The 19,279-nt window shown below is 36.9% G+C and carries 12 protein-coding genes and 1 tRNA gene; 9 read left to right on the top strand and 4 right to left on the bottom strand.

Annotation, left to right across the window (positions count from 1 at the left end):
* Positions 1 to 306 precede the first annotated feature (306 nt).
* Positions 307 to 960, top strand: coding sequence for an ATP-binding cassette domain-containing protein (locus AABJ51_RS10840; RefSeq protein ID WP_338372553.1), 654 nt, complete (start codon positions 307 to 309; stop codon positions 958 to 960).
* Positions 961 to 1,059: 99 nt separating this feature from the next.
* On the opposite strand, the gene AABJ51_RS10835 is transcribed toward AABJ51_RS10840, so the two are convergent.
* Positions 1,060 to 1,428 carry a hypothetical protein gene (locus AABJ51_RS10835; RefSeq protein ID WP_026626120.1) on the bottom strand — a complete coding sequence of 123 codons (369 nt, stop codon included), beginning with the start codon at positions 1,426 to 1,428 and terminating at the stop codon, positions 1,060 to 1,062.
* Between the two features lie 450 nt (positions 1,429 to 1,878).
* Here AABJ51_RS10835 and AABJ51_RS10830 point away from each other — a divergent pair, with 450 nt between their 5' ends.
* The 7 genes from AABJ51_RS10830 to AABJ51_RS10805 all read left to right on the top strand — a co-directional run bounded on the left by AABJ51_RS10830 (position 1,879) and on the right by AABJ51_RS10805 (position 14,930).
* Entirely contained in the window at positions 1,879 to 3,213 is a 1,335-nt protein-coding gene (locus AABJ51_RS10830) for an NADP-specific glutamate dehydrogenase (RefSeq protein WP_338372551.1), read from the top strand.
* Between the two features lie 624 nt (positions 3,214 to 3,837).
* A complete protein-coding gene (locus AABJ51_RS19445) occupies positions 3,838 to 3,918 on the top strand; it encodes a hypothetical protein (RefSeq protein ID WP_491844615.1) in 81 nt (26 codons plus the stop codon).
* Positions 3,893 to 6,868: a SusC/RagA family TonB-linked outer membrane protein gene (locus tag AABJ51_RS10825; RefSeq protein ID WP_491844614.1), complete on the top strand. Its 2,976-nt coding sequence runs from the start codon at positions 3,893 to 3,895 to the stop codon at positions 6,866 to 6,868. The genes AABJ51_RS19445 and AABJ51_RS10825 overlap by 26 nt, the downstream gene beginning before the upstream one ends.
* A gap of 40 nt (positions 6,869 to 6,908) precedes the next feature.
* Complete coding sequence (locus AABJ51_RS10820) at positions 6,909 to 8,471, top strand: RagB/SusD family nutrient uptake outer membrane protein (protein ID WP_338372547.1); 1,563 nt, start codon at positions 6,909 to 6,911, stop codon at positions 8,469 to 8,471.
* A gap of 20 nt (positions 8,472 to 8,491) precedes the next feature.
* A complete protein-coding gene (locus AABJ51_RS10815; protein ID WP_338372544.1) occupies positions 8,492 to 9,604 on the top strand; it encodes a SusE domain-containing protein in 1,113 nt (370 codons plus the stop codon).
* A gap of 101 nt (positions 9,605 to 9,705) precedes the next feature.
* Positions 9,706 to 12,435: an alpha-amylase family glycosyl hydrolase gene (locus AABJ51_RS10810; RefSeq protein WP_338372543.1), complete on the top strand. Its 2,730-nt coding sequence runs from the start codon at positions 9,706 to 9,708 to the stop codon at positions 12,433 to 12,435.
* A gap of 287 nt (positions 12,436 to 12,722) precedes the next feature.
* Entirely contained in the window at positions 12,723 to 14,930 is a 2,208-nt protein-coding gene (locus tag AABJ51_RS10805; RefSeq protein WP_026626126.1) for a glycoside hydrolase family 97 protein, read from the top strand.
* Between the two features lie 171 nt (positions 14,931 to 15,101).
* Here the strand turns inward: AABJ51_RS10805 and AABJ51_RS10800 are convergent, their stop codons facing one another.
* The 3 genes from AABJ51_RS10800 to AABJ51_RS10790 form a co-directional block, all read right to left on the bottom strand.
* The gene (locus AABJ51_RS10800; protein ID WP_338372541.1) at positions 15,102 to 16,415 is read right to left on the bottom strand and encodes an MFS transporter; all 1,314 of its coding nucleotides are present in this window, start codon (positions 16,413 to 16,415) and stop codon (positions 15,102 to 15,104) included.
* Positions 16,416 to 16,436: 21 nt separating this feature from the next.
* A complete protein-coding gene (locus tag AABJ51_RS10795; protein ID WP_026626128.1) occupies positions 16,437 to 17,462 on the bottom strand; it encodes a LacI family DNA-binding transcriptional regulator in 1,026 nt (341 codons plus the stop codon).
* Between the two features lie 297 nt (positions 17,463 to 17,759).
* Positions 17,760 to 17,847, bottom strand: a tRNA-Ser gene (locus tag AABJ51_RS10790).
* 146 nt (positions 17,848 to 17,993) lie between these two features.
* Here AABJ51_RS10790 and AABJ51_RS10785 point away from each other — a divergent pair.
* A complete protein-coding gene (locus tag AABJ51_RS10785; RefSeq protein WP_338372540.1) occupies positions 17,994 to 19,214 on the top strand; it encodes a phage integrase SAM-like domain-containing protein in 1,221 nt (406 codons plus the stop codon).
* Positions 19,215 to 19,279 lie beyond the last annotated feature (65 nt).

The following is a 19,279-nucleotide window of genomic DNA, read 5'->3' as shown; positions in this document are numbered from 1 at the left end:
AGTATTGAATGAGGTATCTTAAATTATGTTTTACATTTTATAGATCTTTTGGGATTTTCTCTCTGGTAATAACGTTGATCTGTGCCTCTTTTTTTTATCGAGAGGGTGTTTCTGTTTATCTACCATTATTTTGGTTTAAGTTGGGGACTATGGTGTTAGTTTACTTTTATATGAAAGAGTATAAAAAAGGAGAGTTTTATTATTATAAAAATCTCGGGGTTGATAAGCAGAAGTTGTGGTTATTCTCCTTTGTGTTAGATGTATCAATTCACTTATTTGTAATTGTATCGGCTTTAGTTTTGCATTATGAAAAATGTACTTGAAATAGATAGTGTCCAGTTCGGATGGGGCGAAAGCTTAAATTTGAGTAATGTTTACCTGAAGTCGGAGACAGGAAGGGTCACTGGGGTTTTGGGTCGGAATGGTTGCGGGAAATCTACTTTATTTAAACTTATTTTCGGGGATATTAGAACAAGCAAAAAATCAGTAAGAATAAATGGCAATATTTTGTTCGGTGACTATCGCAATCCTGCTGAGTTAAGGATGTTGCCTCAATTTAATTTTTTACCAAAGCATTTAAAAGTCACCTCTGTATTCAGAGATTTTTGTGTGGATTATAATGAATTTTGCAGCATTTTTAATGAATTTTATTCGTATACAGATTCAAAGATATGTCATTTGTCGGGTGGAAATGTAAGAATTATCGAAATATATTTGATTCTGAAAAGTAATTCTCAGTTTTGTATATTGGATGAACCCTTTTCTCATTTGTCTCCTATAAATGCTTCCGCTTTTGTTGATCTGATTCGAAACGAAAAAACGAAAAAAGGTATTATTATATCAGACCATATGTATAAATATGTGGTAGATATCAGCGACGATCTTTATCTTGTAGAGGATGCGGCTGTTCTTCGGGTTGGAGATCTGAGCCGACTCGTAAAGTATGGTGTGGATATGTGATTCCGGGACAAAAAAAATAGAATCAGATATCTGATCCTATTAATATTATAGAGTATTTGTACTTTTCGAAAAAAAGTAATTTGGGTAGAATTTTTAGCTTTATTTTTCAGCTAAAAACTCTCCACTCTTACTATTATTGGCTGTGATGTTCAACATTATAAGATATTTCTTATACTGTTCGCGCGATAATACGCTTTTTGTATTTGCCAAGTTAAAAGCTAATGCTTTTTGTAGATCTGCTTCAGAAATTGCTCCGTCTACAGATGCAGCTTCAAGTTTTTTGTTTGACAACGCAAATATTTCTTTCAAATATCTTTGTTGTTCAAAATCTGCCTGAAGATAATTAGCCAGTCCTTCAAATTTGTCTTTCTCTGTTAATTTAGAAAGAAATGCATACTCTCCATCACTTGCGAACGATGCAGCGCTTAACGAAAATATAGCTGCTGCTAAAATAAATAACCTTTTCATAACCTAAAATTTTAAAACAACCTTATTGATAACCATTAACCTAATAAAAAAAGACAAAGCATACCTGTTTTTCTGTTTTAGATTCATGGTATTCTTTGTCTTAATTTGATGTTACAAAGGTAACACTTATTTTGATTAGAAAAAATATTTTGATAGAAAAAATGCATTTTTATCTGTTAAATTTTGGTTAAGGTGTTAAATGTGTGTTGTCTGTCTGTTCTGTATTCTGATTTTTTGTCTAAATGTATTCTCCGGTTTGCAAAATCATGACAAAATGAATTCGGTTTGTTTTTATTCTTCTCAATTTATAATTTTTAGTTAGTCGTTGTGAGCTTTATTCTGTATGATTGAACTTATTTGTTGCTTTATTGTGGAAAAATGCTATATTTGTATGTCATAATGTTATTTTAGAACCTACATAATTCATAAACATAATTTCTTTTACTAAAAATGAAGACAGAACAAATTTTATCTGAACTAAAACGACGCTTTCCTAACGAACCAGAGTATCATCAGGCAGTCCACGAAGTATTAGAGTCTATTGAGGAGGTTTATAATCAGCATCCTGAATTTGATAAAGTGAATCTGATCGAACGTCTTTGTATTCCGGAGCGTATATTTTCGTTTCGTGTGACATGGACTGACGACAAAGGACAAGTGCATACCAATATGGGATACCGTGTTCAACACAGCAATGCTATTGGTCCGTATAAAGGAGGAATTCGTTTCCACTCATCTGTAAATCTTTCTATATTGAAGTTTCTTGCATTTGAACAGACTTTCAAAAACTCACTGACAACTCTGCCTATGGGTGGTGGTAAAGGAGGGTCGGATTTCAATCCGAAAGGAAAATCAAATGCCGAAATTATGCGTTTTTGCCAGGCATTCGTTACGGAGCTTTGGCGTCATATCGGACCCGATACGGATGTACCTGCCGGAGATATAGGTGTCGGAGGCCGTGAAGTCGGATTTATGTTCGGTATGTATAAAAAGCTGGCCCGTGAATTTACAGGTACATTTACCGGAAAAGGACTTACTTTCGGAGGATCGCTTATCCGTCCCGAAGCAACCGGATATGGAAATGTTTACTTCTTGCTGGAAATGTTGAAAACCAAAAATATAGATATTAAAGGTAAGAAATGTTTGGTTTCCGGATCGGGTAATGTTGCACAGTATACCTGTGAAAAGCTAATCGAATTGGGTGCGATTCCGGTGACATTATCAGATTCAGACGGTTATATCTATGATCCCGAAGGAATCACAGCCGAAAAGCTGGCGTATGTGAAAGAACTGAAAGAACTTTACAGAGGACGTATCCGTGAATATTCGGAGAAATATAACTGTAAATATGTAGCAGGCGGCAGACCCTGGAACGAAAAAGCGGATATAGCTTTACCTTCTGCCACTCAAAACGAACTGAATGGAGATGATGCCAAAACTCTTGTCGCCAATGGGGTTATTGCTGTTTCGGAAGGTGCTAATATGCCATCTACACCCGAGGCTGTAAATGTATTTCTTGATGCGGCTATCTTGTATGCTCCCGGTAAGGCAGCTAATGCAGGGGGAGTATCCGTTTCGGGACTTGAGATGAGTCAGAATTCTGAACGTTTGAGTTGGACGGAGGAAGAAGTTGACAATCGACTGAAGCTTATTATGAAAGATATTCACGAAAATTGCGTGAAATATGGTAAGAGCAGCAATGGTTTTGTTAACTACGTGAAAGGTGCAAACATTGCAGGATTTATGAAAGTTGCAAAAGCCATGATGTCACAAGGTGTTTTGTAATATTGTATAATCGTATATACTAATTTTTTGGAAAGAAAAGAGAGTTTGCATTAATGCAGCTCTCTTTTTTTGTTTTGATATTTTCTTCTTAACTTTTATTTTGATTTGGCTCTCTTGTTAAAGATAAAATATACGCTTAAAAAAAGCCTTTGTAGTTTACAGTGTTATTCTATTTTTTCTGCAATACTATTTTTCCGGATTAGATTCCTTTTTAAACAATGCATGTAAATGTGATGTTATAGATTGTAATAGAGGTGTGTTGTCTTTATATAAAAAATATTTATAGAGATTGGCGTTGGTTTTCTTATGCTTGTAAAAGTGTATTTTATTGAAACGTATATGTTTGGGTTAGGAAAGAGTTATTGCCATAGCTGCATGTTGCAAAATCATCGAGTGTATGTTAAAATCGAAATATTGACAAAATGAAAATGTAGTTTTTTGTATTTCTTTGCAAACGTTTGCACTGCGAAAATCGGTGTTTATGCTTTCTCCTCTATGAAAAAAGGGTTCCATTATATCATATTTGTATCATGATTTAAACTTAATGAGGATTTGAATCTTTTTTTAAGTCCTTAAATTTTATGTTAATCTTAACAATTTGCACATGAAGGAAAAGGTGAAAAAATGCTGTGCTACATTGCTCCTGTTTACAATGATGGGAGTATTGTCTATTGCGACAATGTATGCACAAGGTGGCTCTACTAGTGTAGTTAGGGGAACTGTGACAGATTCTAACGGCGAAGCTATTATTGGAGCATCTGTAGTGGTAAAAGGTACTACAACCGGAACAGTTACGGATTTGGATGGTAAATTTCAGATCGGTGCGCCGGCTAATTCAACTCTGGTTATTTCTTATATCGGTTACAAGGCTTTAGAAGTCCCTGTTGCCGGTCAGAAAGAAATAAATATTAAAATGGCTGATGATACGGAACTTCTGAACGAAGTAGTGGTGATCGGTTATGGAAGCGTAAAAAAAGAAGATGCAACCGGTTCTGTTGTTGCTATAAAAATCGATGAAAAAAATAAAGGGTTAGCTACTTCTGCTCAGGATCTTTTAGGGGGAAAGATCGCAGGGGTTGCAGTAACTTCTAATGGCGGACGTCCGGGCGAAGGTTCTACAATCCGTATTCGTGGAGGTTCTTCTCTTTCTGCAACAAATGATCCATTAGTGATTATTGATGGAGTTATCGTAAGTAACGATTTAGCGGGATCTTCAAATTTTTTGAGTACAGTAAATCCTGCGGATATCGAAACATTTACGGTTTTGAAGGATGCCTCGGCTACAGCTATTTATGGTTCGAGAGCATCTAATGGTGTTATTTTGATCACAACAAAAAAAGGGGTTAGTGGTAGATTGAAGGTCGCTTATAATGGAAATATATCTTTGAGTACCAGACGAAATAGCATCGACGTAATGGATGGTAATGAATTCAGAAACTTTGTTGCAAATAAATTTACTGGAGATAGCCGTGAAGCTGATGTCCTCTCAAAATTGGGTACTGCAAATACCGACTGGCAGGATGAAATTTTTAGAGATGCAATCGGTACAGATCACAACTTGAGTTTTTATGGAGCTTTGGGTAAAGCTGTTCCTTTTCGTACTTCTTTAGGATATACAAAACAAGATGGTATATTGGAAACATCTACTATGGACAGGTTTACTGCTAGTATATCTCTTACTCCATCATTGTTTGACGATCATTTGAAATTGAATATCAATGGTAAGGGGATGTATTCAAAAACTCGTTTTGCCGATACCGGAGCTGTTGGTGCAGCTGTTGCTTTTGATCCTACTCAGTCTGTTTATGACGACTCCAGCATATGGGGAGGGTATTTTACATGGACAGATAATGAAGGTAAATATTCATCTATAGCAACAAAAAATCCTGTGGCAATGCTCAAAATGCAGAACAACAGAGCTAATGTAAGAAACTTTATCGGTAATGTTCAGGCTGACTATAAATTGCATTTCTTCCCGGATTTGAGATTCAATCTGAACTTGGGTTTGGATGTTGCAACTACAGGAGGCACAAACTTTAGAGACCCATTTAATCCTACTGCATATAGTGAAAATGATTCGCAAAGCGGATCTCGCGAAAACTTCCAGAATTTCAAAAACAATCAGTTGCTTGAATTTTATACTCAATATATGAAGGAAGTTCCATCATTGAAAAGTAAGTTCGATGTAATGGGTGGTTATTCATGGCAGCATTACAAGGTAACTAGTGATCAATTGACATGGTATGTATCTAAAGACGATGGTGTAAGCAGTCTTGAGTTGATTAACCCAGAAACAAACTACTATACATTTAATGAATACTATCTGATATCTTTCTTCGGTCGTTTGAACTATACATTTGATAATAAATACTTATTTACTTTTACTATTCGTGATGATGGTTCGTCTCGTTTTGCAAGTGGCAACAGATGGGGTATATTCCCGTCATTGGCCTTTGCTTGGAAGATGAAAGAAGAATCGTTCCTTAAAGATGTCTCTGTATTGAGTGATGCTAAGCTTCGTTTGGGATGGGGTAAAACCGGTCAGCAAGATATAGGACGATATTATCCTTCTTCAGCAGCTTATAGTACAGGTAGAGGGCAAGCCTATTATCCGATGGGGTATAATGCCGATGGTACAGTAAATTGGGTGAACTTGATGAGACCAAGTGGTTATAATCCTGATCTGAAATGGGAAACCACAACTACATGGAATGCCGGAATTGATTATGGATTTTTAAATAACCGTATCAATGGAGCTATTGATGTTTATTATCGTAAGACATCTGATCTCTTGAATGGTGTGGCTCCTGTTGTTGCCGGAACCAGTCCTGCTGAACAATTAGATCAGAATGTTGGGGATATGACTAATAAAGGTATCGAATTTTCAATCAATGCACGACCTATCGTTGCTAAAGATTTTGATTGGTCGGTAGGTTTTAACTTGGCTTATAATAAAAGTAAAATCACAAAATTGACGAATAATCCAGATCCTAGTTTCACCGGAATACAGTTAGGTTCAACTGGAGGTGATGGTGGACAGTATGCTCAGGTTTATATGACCGGGTATGCGCCAAGAACATATTATGTTTACGAACAAGTGTATGACGATAAAGGTAAACCATTAGAAGGTGTTTATGTAGATCGTAATGGTGATGGTAAAATCGATGAGTCTGATTTGTACTACTACAAAAAACCAGATGCTGATGTTACTATGGGATTTAGTTCTAAATGGACTTATAAGAACTGGGACTTTGGTTTCAATGGTCGTGTCTCGTTAGGTAACTACGTTTATAATGCTGTAGCTGCTAATGGTGCGGATTTAAGCTTGTCATCTATATATTCAAATAACTTGTTCTTATCGAATAAGCCTACCTCTGCTTTAGGTACAAATTTCGGATCGAAACAATTATTGTCGGATTATTATGTTCAGAACGCATCATTCCTTAAAATCGATAACATTACGTTAGGATACACATTCGACAATTTGAGATTCTTTAATGGAGGAACATCTTCAGCACGAATCTATACATCAGTGCAGAATCCTATTGTGATCAGTAAATACGACGGATTGGACCCTGAGGTTTTCGGAGGTATTGACTATAATCTGTATCCAAGACCATTGGTATTTATGTTTGGTGTGAATTTGAACTTTTAAGGTCTCAGACCTATTTGATTTACTAAATAATTAGAGCCTTATGAAAAATAAAATGGTAAAGTATAAAAATATATTATATATAGGTTTATCTGTATTGTTGTCCCTTCCTTTTGCGGCATGTACAGATGATCTCAATACAACACAAAAAGGACCGAATGTAGAATTAGACCCTTACTCTGATGCTAGTAATTACCCGATGTTGGTGGCGAAAGTATATGCAGGGTTTAGTAAACTAGGTATAACAGGGCCAGATGGGGACGGAGATATTCCTTCTTCGTCTGACCAAGGTAAGACTACATTCTTACGTACTTATTTCAATATTCAGGAACTAACGTCTGATGAAGCGAAATGTGCATGGAGTGACAGTGATGAAAGAAATTATTCTCAGACATTACTTGCTCCCGATAACTATATCGGTTATATGTTGTATCAGCGTTGTATGTTGAATATTGTATTTGCGAATGAATTTCTGAAAAATACAGTAACTCCTCAGGTCGAAGTCGAAAATCTGGATCGTATGCGTGCCGAAGTGCGTACATTGCGTGCCATGAACTATTTCTTCCTTCTTGATGTATATGGTAATCCGGGGTGGGTAACTGAAGAACATTCGGTATCTTATCTGCCCGAACAGTTAGGTCGTGAAGGTATGTTTAACTGGATCGAAAGTGAGTTGCTGGATATAGAAAAGGGAGGATTGTTAAGAGATTACTCTAGTGCTACTTATGGACTTGCTACAAATCAGCTGGTACAAACAGTATTAGCTAAGATGTATCTGAATGCAGAAGTTTATACAGGTACAGCACGCTGGAGCGATGCTCTGACTTATGCCAAGAAGGTGACCTCATATACAGGTCTTGAGTTAGAATCTAACTATCAGAATTTATTCTGTGCTGATAATGATAAATCAAAAGAAATCATATTTGCACTGCCTTATGATTTTACACAAGCCAGAGACTGGGGAGGAATGACATTCGTGATGGCATCTTCTACTGCAGGAGACATGACCGGAGAGCTTCTGGACTTTAATGCTTCATGGAGTGGAAATAGAGCTACTCAGCAATTATCAAGTTTGTTCTCTTCCAGTGATAAAAGAGCTTTATTCTTTAAAACCGATAGAGATCAGAATATGACTGAATTGCTGAACTTCCAAAAAGGCTGGTCGGTTATCAAATTTACAAACAGAGGTTGGGATGGAGCTACAAATCCTAATGGAATCGGTCAATGGACTGATACCGATTTTCCGTTATTCCGTTTGGCTGATGTGATTTTGATTCAAGCCGAAGCTGAATTAAGACTTGGAGATTCTGCCAGTGCATTAACTGATTATAATAAAGTTCATGCTCATTCAAGAACCGGACTTGCTGCTGCAACATCTATTACATTACAGGATATTCTGAATGAAAGAGGTCGTGAATTATATTGGGAAGCTCAACGTAGAACTGATCTTATTCGTTTCGGGAAGTTTACTACTGGCTACAATTGGGCTTGGAAAGGCGGTGTACAGAATGGTACAGACATAGATAAAAAATACGAGCTGTTCCCTATCAGTACAAAGCACCTGACCGGTAATCCTGCATTGCAACAGAATGAATTGTATAAATAATCATTAACAAAGAGAATATCATGAAAATTAAAAATATATTATTTCTGATGATTGCGATGTTGGCTTTTGTTTCATGCAACGATGATGACGAGCCTGCTATCCCTCAATATCAGCCTTCGGTATTAACTCATCCTACGGATGGAACAGCCTATACACTATTGCAGAAAGATAAGAAGACCGAGGCGTTTAACCTAAGTTGGACTTCTTACAAGCAATCCGAATTGGCTTTGGCTCCTCCCACATATTATATACAAGTAGATACTGTAGGTAGTAATTTTGCTAAAGCCCAGACTGTTACTCAAATATCTGAAGTGAGTGATCCTACCAGTGCTACAGTTTATAGTGCATCGATAAAAGTGGGAGACCTTAATTCGGCTTTGGTGACAGGTTTGAAACTGACTCCCGAAAAAGAGTATAATATAGAAATACGTGTGATTTCTAAAATAGCTGAAGCTTTTATTTATTCTACTGCTTCAAATGTATTTGCAGCAAAGGTAACGCCTTATGAAGAAGTTGCTCTTCCGGATCCGATCCATTTAATAGGAAGCATGTTTGGCGAAAACTCTTGGGATAATACAAATTACAAGTTTGTGATGTTCCGTGCATCTAATGATGAAGTGAATACTTATACCGGAAAATTTGCAGCAGGCAGCGAGTTCAAATTTATACCTAACGCAAATCTTGGAACTTGGGCTTTATCTTATGGAGTTGGAGCATCTGCCGGTACATTGACATCAGATAATGCAGGAAATATTACAGATATAAAAACAGCAGGTTATTATACTGTAACAGCTGATATTTCAGCCTTGAAATATACAGTAACGGCGTACGATGCCAGTGCCGCTAAAGGATATGGAGATATAGAACTTATCGGAGCATTTAATAATTGGTCTGATGCAGGAACTATCAAGCTGACAAAATCGTCTTATGATCCTCATATCTGGGTTGCTGATGATGTTAATATTACTGCAGGTGAAATCAAATTCAGAGCTGATGCTGGCTGGGCTGTAAGTTGGGGTGGAGACTCATTCCCTTATGGTGGAGGTTCAGGTAATAATATTGCGGCTGAAGATGGTAAATACTTTATTAAGTTCAACGATCTCACAGGTCAGTATGTATTCTTAAGCAAGTAATGTGATTGCATAATTGAAATAATTTATAGTAAGAAAGGAGAAGGAGTGAGTTTGATTATTTACTCCTTCTTCTATTACAGCCAACCTTTAAATACTATCGCATGAAAAAAATATATTATTTGATGATAATGCTCTTGTTGCCATTCTTGTTGCAAGCACAGATTATCACTACAAACCCCGCTTTTTTGACGGATGAGACTTCCGCCGAAATCATCTTTGATGCAACAGGTACAGCTTTGTCAGGTATAACAGGCGATGTGTATGCCCATACAGGCGTAATTACCGATAAGAGTTCCTCTACATCCGATTGGAAATATGCTCCAACATGGCTTGATAACAGTGCTAAGTACAAGCTGGTATCGCAAGGGAATAATAAATGGAAACTAAGTATTTCTCCCAATATCCGCGCTTATTACGGAGTACCTCAAGGGGAGAAGATTCAGAAATTAGCATTCGTTTTTCGTAATGCAGACGGATCGAAAGAAGGAAAAGACAATGGCAAAGATATTTTTGTAGATGTGCATGAAACAGGATTAGTTGTAAGTTTCGAAAAACCATCATCTGACCAGCTTATTGATAAAAATACATCTATAGATGTAAAAGCCAACAGCTCAGCTACTGCTACCATCCGCATACTATTAGATGAAACAGAACTTACAAAAACAACAAATGTTACAAGTCTTTCGTATACATATAACTTTCAAACAGCAGGTAGTCATTGGCTCATTGCTGAGGCCATGCAAGGAACATCTTCTGTAAGAGATAGCGTATTCGTTACAGTCAAGAAAGACGTAATTGATCAGGTAAGACCATCTAATTCAAGAGCCGGAATAAATTATATAAACGATAATTCGGTAACATTGGTACTTTATGCTCCCAATAAGAAAAATGTATATGCGATAGGTGATTTCAGTAATTGGAAAGCCAATAATAACTATATGCTGAACAGAGACGGCGATTATTGGTGGATAACGATTACAGGACTTAGTAAAGGACAAGAATATGCTTTTCAGTATCTGGTAGATGGTACATTAAAGATTGCAGACCCTTATACAGATAAGGTACTTGATCCGTGGAATGATCAATATATTCCGTCTGCAGTATACCCTAATCTGAAAGCATATCCTACGGGTAAAACCGAGGGTGTAGCATCTGTTTTTCAGCCCGGTCAGGTATCTTATGCATGGAAGAATAACGATTATACCTTGCCCGAAAAAGATAAAATGGTAATATATGAACTCTTGATTCGCGATTTTACCACCGAGCATAGTTTTGTATCAACTTTGGCTAAACTGGATTACTTACAATCGTTAGGTATTAATACAATCGAATTATTACCTATAAATGAATTTGAAGGAAATAGCAGTTGGGGATATAATCCATCATTCTATTTTGCGGTAGATAAATATTATGGAACTAAAGATGCGTTTAAAAACTTTGTAGACGAATGTCATAAGAGAAATATTGCTGTGGTAATAGACATGGTACTGAACCATTCATTCGGCCAATCGCCTTTCGTGCAGTTGTATTGGGATGCTGCAAACAGCCAACCTTCGTCTGATAATCCATGGTACAATGTGGAATCTCCTAATACAGACTATAGTTGGGGGTACGATTTCAATCACGAGTCGGAGCAAACCAAAGCTCTGGTTGATAGTGTCAACAGTTATTGGATGAAGGAGTATCGGATAGATGGTTTTCGTTTCGATTTTACCAAAGGATTTACAAACACTAAGGGTAACGGATGGGCATACGATCAGTCTCGTATCGATATACTGAAAAGAATGACTTCCGAAATATATAAGCGTAACCCTAAAGCCATAGTTATTATGGAGCATTTGGCAGATAACAGTGAAGAAAAAGTGTTAGCTGATGCCGATATTATGCTTTGGGGAAATATGAATTATAACTATGCCGAAGGAACTATGGGGTGGACGGATAATGGAAATTCTGATTTGTCGGGGGCTATATATACAAAACGAGGCTGGTCTAAGCCTAATCTGGTAGCTTATATGGAGAGTCACGATGAAGAGCGTTTGATGTATAAATCGCTGGCTTATGGGAATGCAAGCGGTAGTTATAATGTCAAAGATCTTGCTACAGCATTGAAAAGAGCAGAATTATCAGCCGCTTTCTATTTTACATTGCCCGGACCTAAAATGATCTGGCAGTTTGGTGAGTTAGGATACGATTATTCTATTAATACTTGCAGTGATGGAACTACTATTTCGGAAGACTGCCGGGTAGCGGAGAAACCTGTAAGATGGGATTATCTGGATAACGTCAATCGAAAGAACTTATATAATGCGTATGCTAAACTCATCAAATTGAAAAAAGAGAATAATGTATTCGAAAGTTTAAATCTGGATTATTCGTTGGCTAATGCACAAAAATATATAGTCTGGAAAGGTGATATTAATGCATTCCTGGTAGGTAATTTTGGTGTAGCCGAAGCTACAGTCAGTTTAACTTTACCTAAGACAGGAACTTGGTATAATGCTATCTCCGGAGAAAACCTGTCGGTGTCATCAACCAATTATTCTATCAAGTTGCAACCGGGAGAATATCGTTTGTATATTGATAATGGCGGTGTTGCCGGAATTGGAGATGTAATAGAAAATGACTTGGCAGGGCTTACTGTTTCCGATGTTCAGATATTATATAACGGTGGTGAAGTGAAAAGTGTGGAGGTTTACAATCTTTCGGGAGGTCTGGTTGCGATGTCTCGTAATAGCTCGTCTCTCAATATATCGGGGCTTATACCCGGAGCCTATGTCGTGAAAATTCAATTAGGGGATAAGATTTCTGTTCGCAAATTTATGAAAAAATAGGAAGGTAGAATTGTGTGCAGATTGCAAACGTTTGCAGTTGTAGATTGACTCTTTTAGTGAAAAACAGATATGTTAATAGATACGGATTATTTTTCTTTGTATAGTCATAAGGTCTCAGACCTTTTTATTGACTTTTCAAGTGTAAGAACAATAGATTGTTATGCAATAACAGGTCTGTTCCTAGGCTGCCATAAAGATCAAAAACTGTATTATTCAGTAATAACTGGTTGTAGTTATTATACATACTAAAATTATAAATAGGTCTGTGACCTTATATACCATCAATTATGAGAAAACTAATATTATTAATGTGCTTATGCCTTATTGGCGGAATTGTATCGGCACAAGAGTTAAAATCACCGAATGGTAATTTTATCCTGCGATTCTCGCTGCAAGGAAACGGAGTGCCTACTTATAGCCTTACATACAAAGGTAAGGATGTAGTTAAGCCCAGTAAAATGGGTCTTGAACTGAAAAATGCCGGAGCATCGTACACCTTTGATGATTTTTCGGGTAAGGAAAATTACGATAATAAGGCTTATGATCCTAAATCATCTTTGTTTGATGGGTTTTCAGTATCTGATACTCAAACAAGTACTTTTGACGAAACATGGCATCCTGTTTGGGGGGAAACAAAAGATATCCGTAATCATTACAACGAGCTGGCCGTAACTCTTGATCAGAAAAGTACCGACCGTCATATAATCATCCGTTTTAGATTGTTTGATGATGGTTTAGGTTTCAGATATGAATTTCCTCAACAAAAGAATCTTGTTTACTTCACGATAAAAGAAGAAAAAACACAATTTGCAATGACCGGAGATCATACAGCATTCTGGATTCCGGGCGATTACGATACACAGGAATATGATTATACAAAATCAAAACTGTCACAGATAAGAGGACTGATGAAAGAGGCCTATACTCAAAATAGTTCTCAGACTGCATTTTCTCAGACTGGTGTACAGACTGCATTAATGATGAAAACTGATGATGGTTTGTATATCAATCTTCATGAAGCCGCTTTGGTTGATTATTCTTTGATGAACCTGAATCTGGATGATAAAAATATGATTTTCGAATCGTGGCTGACTCCAGATGCTCAAGGAAACAAAGGACATCTTCAGGCTCCATGTACATCACCTTGGCGTACAGTGATCGTAAGTGATGATGCCCGTGATATATTGGCTTCGAATATTACGCTGAATCTGAACGAGCCTTGTAAATTGACAGATACTTCGTGGATCAAACCCGTTAAATATATCGGAGTTTGGTGGGAAATGATTACAGGAAAAAGCACATGGGCTTATACAGATGATCTGCCCAGCGTGAAATTAGATGAAACAGATTATTCGAAAGTAAAACCAAACGGGAAACATGCGGCTAATAATGCTCATGTAAAAGAATATATTGATTTTGCAGCGAAACATGGCTTTGCACAGGTATTGGTTGAAGGCTGGAATATCGGCTGGGAAGATTGGTTCGGAAATTCAAAAGATTATGTTTTTGATTTTGTGACACCTTATCCTGATTTCAATGTCCAGGAATTGCAATCTTATGCAAAAAGTAAAGGAGTAAGTTTGATGATGCACCATGAAACTTCGTCATCTGTCCGTAATTATGAACGCCATTTGGATCAGGCATATAAATTTATGGCAGACAATGGATATAATTCAGTGAAGAGTGGATATGTCGGAGATATTATTCCTCGTGGAGAACATCATTATGGACAATGGATGAATAACCATTATCTGTATGCTTTGAAAAAGGCTGCCGATTATAAAATTATGGTCAATGCCCATGAAGCAAGTCGCCCTACAGGTCTTTCTCGTACTTATCCTAATCTGATCGGAAATGAATCGGCTAGAGGTACAGAATATGAAGCTTTCGGAGGTAATAAACCTTTCCATACAACTATTCTTCCATTTACCCGTTTGATCGGTGGTCCGATGGATTATACTCCTGGTATTTTTGTTATGGATATCGCAGAACTAAATCCAAATAATCATTCGCACGTAAACAGTACGTTAGCTCGTCAGTTGGCATTGTATGTAACGATGTACAGCCCATTACAAATGGCTGCGGATTTACCAGAGCATTACAATAAATTCATGGATGCGTTCCAGTTTATTAAAGATGTCGCTGTAGATTGGGACGACAGTAAATATCTGGAAGCAGAACCGGGATCATATATAACTGTTGCGCGTAAGGCTAAAGGTACTAATAACTGGTTTATCGGTAACACCAGCAGCGAAGAAGGACATACTTCAGCATTTACTTTCGACTTTTTGGATCCGGGTAAAGAATATGTGGCAACGATATATGCTGATGCTAAAGATGCTAATTATAAAACAAATACACAGGCCTACACAATTCGTAAGGTAGTTGTTACAAATAAGTCTAAATTGACTCAGGTAGCTGCTCCCGGCGGAGGTTTTGCTATCAGTGTGATCGAAGCAGATAAGGCTGCAACTAAAGGATTGAAAAAGCTATAAGATATAGATTCAAGGTTAGTTAGTTTCAAAGGTTAGAAGGTTTCTAGGTTTAAATGTCCGTAGCTGTTTAGCTGCGGACATTTTTAGGTTTCAAACCCTTTTATTTTTATAAAAAAACAGATGTTCTAGGTAATTATAACTTTGAGATGAATTTTCAACTACTAATTGAGGTTATTGAAGAGAAACCGTTTTTCTCGACTTGATAAAGTAGACGGACACAGCTCCCATAAATAAAAAGATTCCGGCTATAAGCATCATCGAGACGGAGGATGAACCTGCTATATGCTTAAAAATAAAGTTACCTGTTAGTCCGCCTATTATCTGAGGCAAAACGATAGTTATATTTAATAATCCCATATAAAATCCCATTTTTTTAGCCGGAGCTATATCGTTCATTAACGTAAAGGGAATGGTCAATATGAGGGCCCATGCTATACCTATCGCAATCATAGGAAATAGAAGTATATACTGGTCTTTGATATAATACAACGAGATAGTTCCTAATCCCCCGGCAAATAAAGCCAGAGAGTAAAGAGTCTTCCGCCCGATGAGGTTAGATATTCGGGGTATATAAAAGGAGAAAATTGCAGCCGTAATACTATACACTCCTGTAAGTACTCCGTACCAGTTACCGGCATCGTTGTATGCAGATGATGAAGCATCGCTCGTATTCCACACCGATTCAGCTAAAGCATCTGTGGCGTATACCCATATGATAAAGAATGCCATCCATGAAAATAATTGCACTATTGATATCCTCGACAAAGTGTAAATTATCGTTTTTGTACTTACTGTACTTTGTTTTGATATATCTGCGGAGTTGTATTTCTCAAAAATTGCAGGCGGGTATTCCTTTACTGAGAAACATGTTTTGAGGGATGTGACAAGCAATATTGCAGCCGCTATGTAGAAAGACCATGTAACCGAATCGGCAATGCGTCCGCTTTCATCGGCTTCGTTATTTACTCCGGCCTGAGCCAGAACATATGGTAGGAGAGAACCGATGATTCCCCCTATATTTGCCAGTATTGTCTGTGTGGAATATCCTTTGCTGCTTTGTCTGCTGTCTACCATATCTGAAACCAATGAGCGGTATGGCTGCATGGATATATTCAGGGCTGTTTGTGTCCAGAAAAGAATGAATGTGATGCTTAGGACAACCGAGAAGATGTTGTTCAAAATATGTGAATTGGGCATTAAGAGCATCATTAAGGCTGTCATAATTGTACCTGCCAGCACATATGGTATCCGTCTGCCCCACTTAGTCCATGTACGGTCGCTCATGTATCCGACTATCGGCTGTATAATCAATCCGGCGAGAGGAGGGGCAAGCCATAGTAGCGGCAATTGATCTATATCGGCTCCTAATCCCGAGAGTATCCGGCTTGTATTTGCCAGAATGAGAGTGAGACAAATCTGTAAGCCTAAAAAGCCGAAGTTAATGTTCCATATTTGTTTGTTGTTCAAAAGTGGTTTTTGAGTCATCGTGTTTATCTGATGCATTGACTATTGATTGTCAAGGTGTTTTGTCGTATCTCTGATAATCAGCTCTGTCTTGATAATTTTATTTTTGCGGTCTTTCTGTTCCGCATTGTTAACTTTTTCGAGAATTAGTTTCATGGCTTCTTCTCCTACTCTTACCGGATACTGATCTACAGTGGTGAGCATAGGATCTGTATCCTGTGATATATTCGAATTTGAAAAACCACAAATAGATATTTCTTCCGGAATTTTTATCTTTAATTCTTTCGCTGCCACTAGTACTCCTGAAGCAGTATAGTCGTTCATACACATAAATGCATCAGGCCGATTATCTGATAATAGCAAATTCTTTGCTGTCTCATAACCCAGTTGTTTATTATCGGCACCGCATATAAAAGACTCTGTTATTGGTAGATGATGTTTTCGAAGAGCATCCAAATAACCGTTTTTCCTATTCTTGGATATTTCGAGATGAGTCGGTGCTCCCAGAAATGCAATTTTTTTGCAGCCTGTTTTGATCATATACTCTGTTGCATTCAATGTCCCCGAGTAATCATCTACAACCACTTTGCCTGTATCTATACCTGTACAGATACGGTCGAAAAAGATGATGGGTATATCGTTATCTATCAGTTCCTGAAAGTGATCGTACTCCAATGTTGTCTTGGACTGGGATATGAGAACTCCGCATACTCTCGCTTTTATTAAAGTCTGAACATTACGGACTTCTTTGGTGTATTCTTCCAATGATTGGCAAACAATGACTTGATAGTCATGTTCTTCGGCTATAAGTTCTATGCCTGATAACACAGATGAGAAGAAATGATTGGCTAATTCCGGTACAATAACACCTATAATATTAGAATGTTTACTGCGAAGGTTCATTGCCATTGAGTTCGGCTTGTATTTATGGTCTTTCGCAAATTTCTGCACCATTTTTCTGGTCTCGATGCTAATATCCGGATTATTGTTTAATGCCCGGGATACAGTTGATGCAGAGATTTTTAATTCTTTAGCAATGTCTTTTATGGTTATTTGTCCCTTCTTCATTCTCTCATAATGCATTTATATACCTAAATCCTTTTTGTAAAGGTAGTTAAAATAATCAACTTGTGATGTTGTTATTAGGTATGTGTTGTATATAATATAGTAAGAAACAGGAAATTTAATGATAATATATTAAACTCATAATAAGCTTTAGCTACTTTACTTACCAAAGTAATAAATAGGTCTGAGACCTTAATAAGGTTTTCTAAAAGAACAGAAAAATGTACAGAATATTCTGTATAAAGATACAAAAAAAGATGATTGCAGGTTTCAATCATCTTTTAAATTGTTTATTATCAGCGGAGAGGAAGAGATTCGAACTCTCGATACCCTTTAGGGGTATATACGCTTTCCAGGCGTACCTCTTCAACCACTCGAGCACCTCTCCAATTGTGCTTAAACCGTTTGAGGATGCAAAGTTAGCAGGATTTTCCGATCTGGCAAGCAGGGGAGGGAAATAGTCGGTTGAGGGGCGATTTGGGGTGGTTTTAGCCGTTTTTAGGGGTAGTGTATGCACAAATGTATGCACATTTTATGAACACGAAAATAGAGGTTATTTGTGACAAAAGAAGGATTTTACAGAATGGAGAATATCCCTTGGTATTGAGACTGACAAAGGATCGGAAGCAAAAGTATATCAGAATTGGAATCTCAGTTGATGAAAAATATTGGGATTCGAATAAGCTACAGTTTAAACGAAATACTCCAAATAAAGAGTATTTAGATAATATAATTACTGAAAATCTAAATAAATACCAGAAACAAGTTCTCGAATTTCAGACAATAGGGAAGGACTATTCCATACAACAGCTTATTCAATTGGTAGAGAAGCCTACTAAGAACATAACAGTAGAAAAATATTTAGAATCCATAATTCAGAGTTTAATTGCTGAGAACAGAATTGGTAATGCTAATCATTATAAAGCGTTGCTAAATTCGTTACAAAGGTTTACATCATTATCTCAACTGCTATTTGTTGATCTTGATTCTGCATTCTTATCTCGCTATGAGAATTATTTAAAAGGAAACGGCAATAAGGGAAACACTATTAGCATTAAGATGCGGACGCTTAGAGCTACTTTTAATAAAGCAATAAAAGATAACATTATTAAGAAAGATTATTACCCATTTGATAACTATAATGTTTCGAAGTTGAGAGAAGATACTGTGAAACGTTCTATTACAAAAGAAGATATGATGAAAATTTTAGACTTTGATGTTTCAACTATTACTAAACGTCCTCAGTCGTTAATCCAATTTAGCAAGGATATATTCTTGTTTAGTTATTTTGGTTGCGGAATTAATATGATAGATATTTCGTATTTGAAAAAGTCTGATGTTTTTGAAGATCGGATTATCTATCGAAGGCATAAGACAGGAAAGAGAATTAGTTTTTCGTTGCAGGATTATGCAAAAGAGATAATTTTGAAATATATAGGTCAAAGTGGAAACTATTTATTTCCTATTCTGGATAATTCTTTGCATAAAACGGCTGATCAGCAAATTAGACGAATAAAGAAGGTTACTTATGTTGTGAATAAAAACCTCAAAAAAATTGGAGAAGCTCTTGGTTTGCCTATCCCCTTGACAACCTACTGTGCAAGACATTCGTTCGCTACTATTTTAAAGCGTTCAGGTGTTAATATTGCTTTGATCAGTGAAGCTTTAGGTCATTCCGATTTAAAGACGACTCAAATCTACTTAGACAGCTTTGAAAATAGTCAGATTGATGAAGCAATGAAGAATTTGTTGTAGTTATCTATTTTAATTCCAAGGAGGATATTTTTTAAGAAAAGTATGTTTTATATACCATCTTCAAA

It is taken from the genome of Indolivaga capnocytophagoides, from assembly GCF_036511535.1.
Lineage (GTDB): Bacteria > Bacteroidota > Bacteroidia > Bacteroidales > Dysgonomonadaceae > Dysgonomonas_A > Dysgonomonas_A capnocytophagoides.
This window is presented reverse-complemented; position numbering and strand designations above follow the sequence as displayed.

Coding starts and splice junctions, on each gene's coding strand:
- AABJ51_RS10840 (WP_338372553.1), top strand. CDS start 307: ATGAAAAATGTACTTGAAATAGATAGTGTCCAGTTCGGATGGGGCGAA.
- AABJ51_RS10835 (WP_026626120.1), bottom strand. CDS start 1,428: ATGAAAAGGTTATTTATTTTAGCAGCAGCTATATTTTCGTTAAGCGCT.
- AABJ51_RS10830 (WP_338372551.1), top strand. CDS start 1,879: ATGAAGACAGAACAAATTTTATCTGAACTAAAACGACGCTTTCCTAAC.
- AABJ51_RS19445 (WP_491844615.1), top strand. CDS start 3,838: ATGCTGTGCTACATTGCTCCTGTTTACAATGATGGGAGTATTGTCTAT.
- AABJ51_RS10825 (WP_491844614.1), top strand. CDS start 3,893: ATGTATGCACAAGGTGGCTCTACTAGTGTAGTTAGGGGAACTGTGACA.
- AABJ51_RS10820 (WP_338372547.1), top strand. CDS start 6,909: ATGAAAAATAAAATGGTAAAGTATAAAAATATATTATATATAGGTTTA.
- AABJ51_RS10815 (WP_338372544.1), top strand. CDS start 8,492: ATGAAAATTAAAAATATATTATTTCTGATGATTGCGATGTTGGCTTTT.
- AABJ51_RS10810 (WP_338372543.1), top strand. CDS start 9,706: ATGAAAAAAATATATTATTTGATGATAATGCTCTTGTTGCCATTCTTG.
- AABJ51_RS10805 (WP_026626126.1), top strand. CDS start 12,723: ATGAGAAAACTAATATTATTAATGTGCTTATGCCTTATTGGCGGAATT.
- AABJ51_RS10800 (WP_338372541.1), bottom strand. CDS start 16,415: ATGACTCAAAAACCACTTTTGAACAACAAACAAATATGGAACATTAAC.
- AABJ51_RS10795 (WP_026626128.1), bottom strand. CDS start 17,462: ATGAAGAAGGGACAAATAACCATAAAAGACATTGCTAAAGAATTAAAA.
- AABJ51_RS10785 (WP_338372540.1), top strand. CDS start 17,994: ATGAACACGAAAATAGAGGTTATTTGTGACAAAAGAAGGATTTTACAG.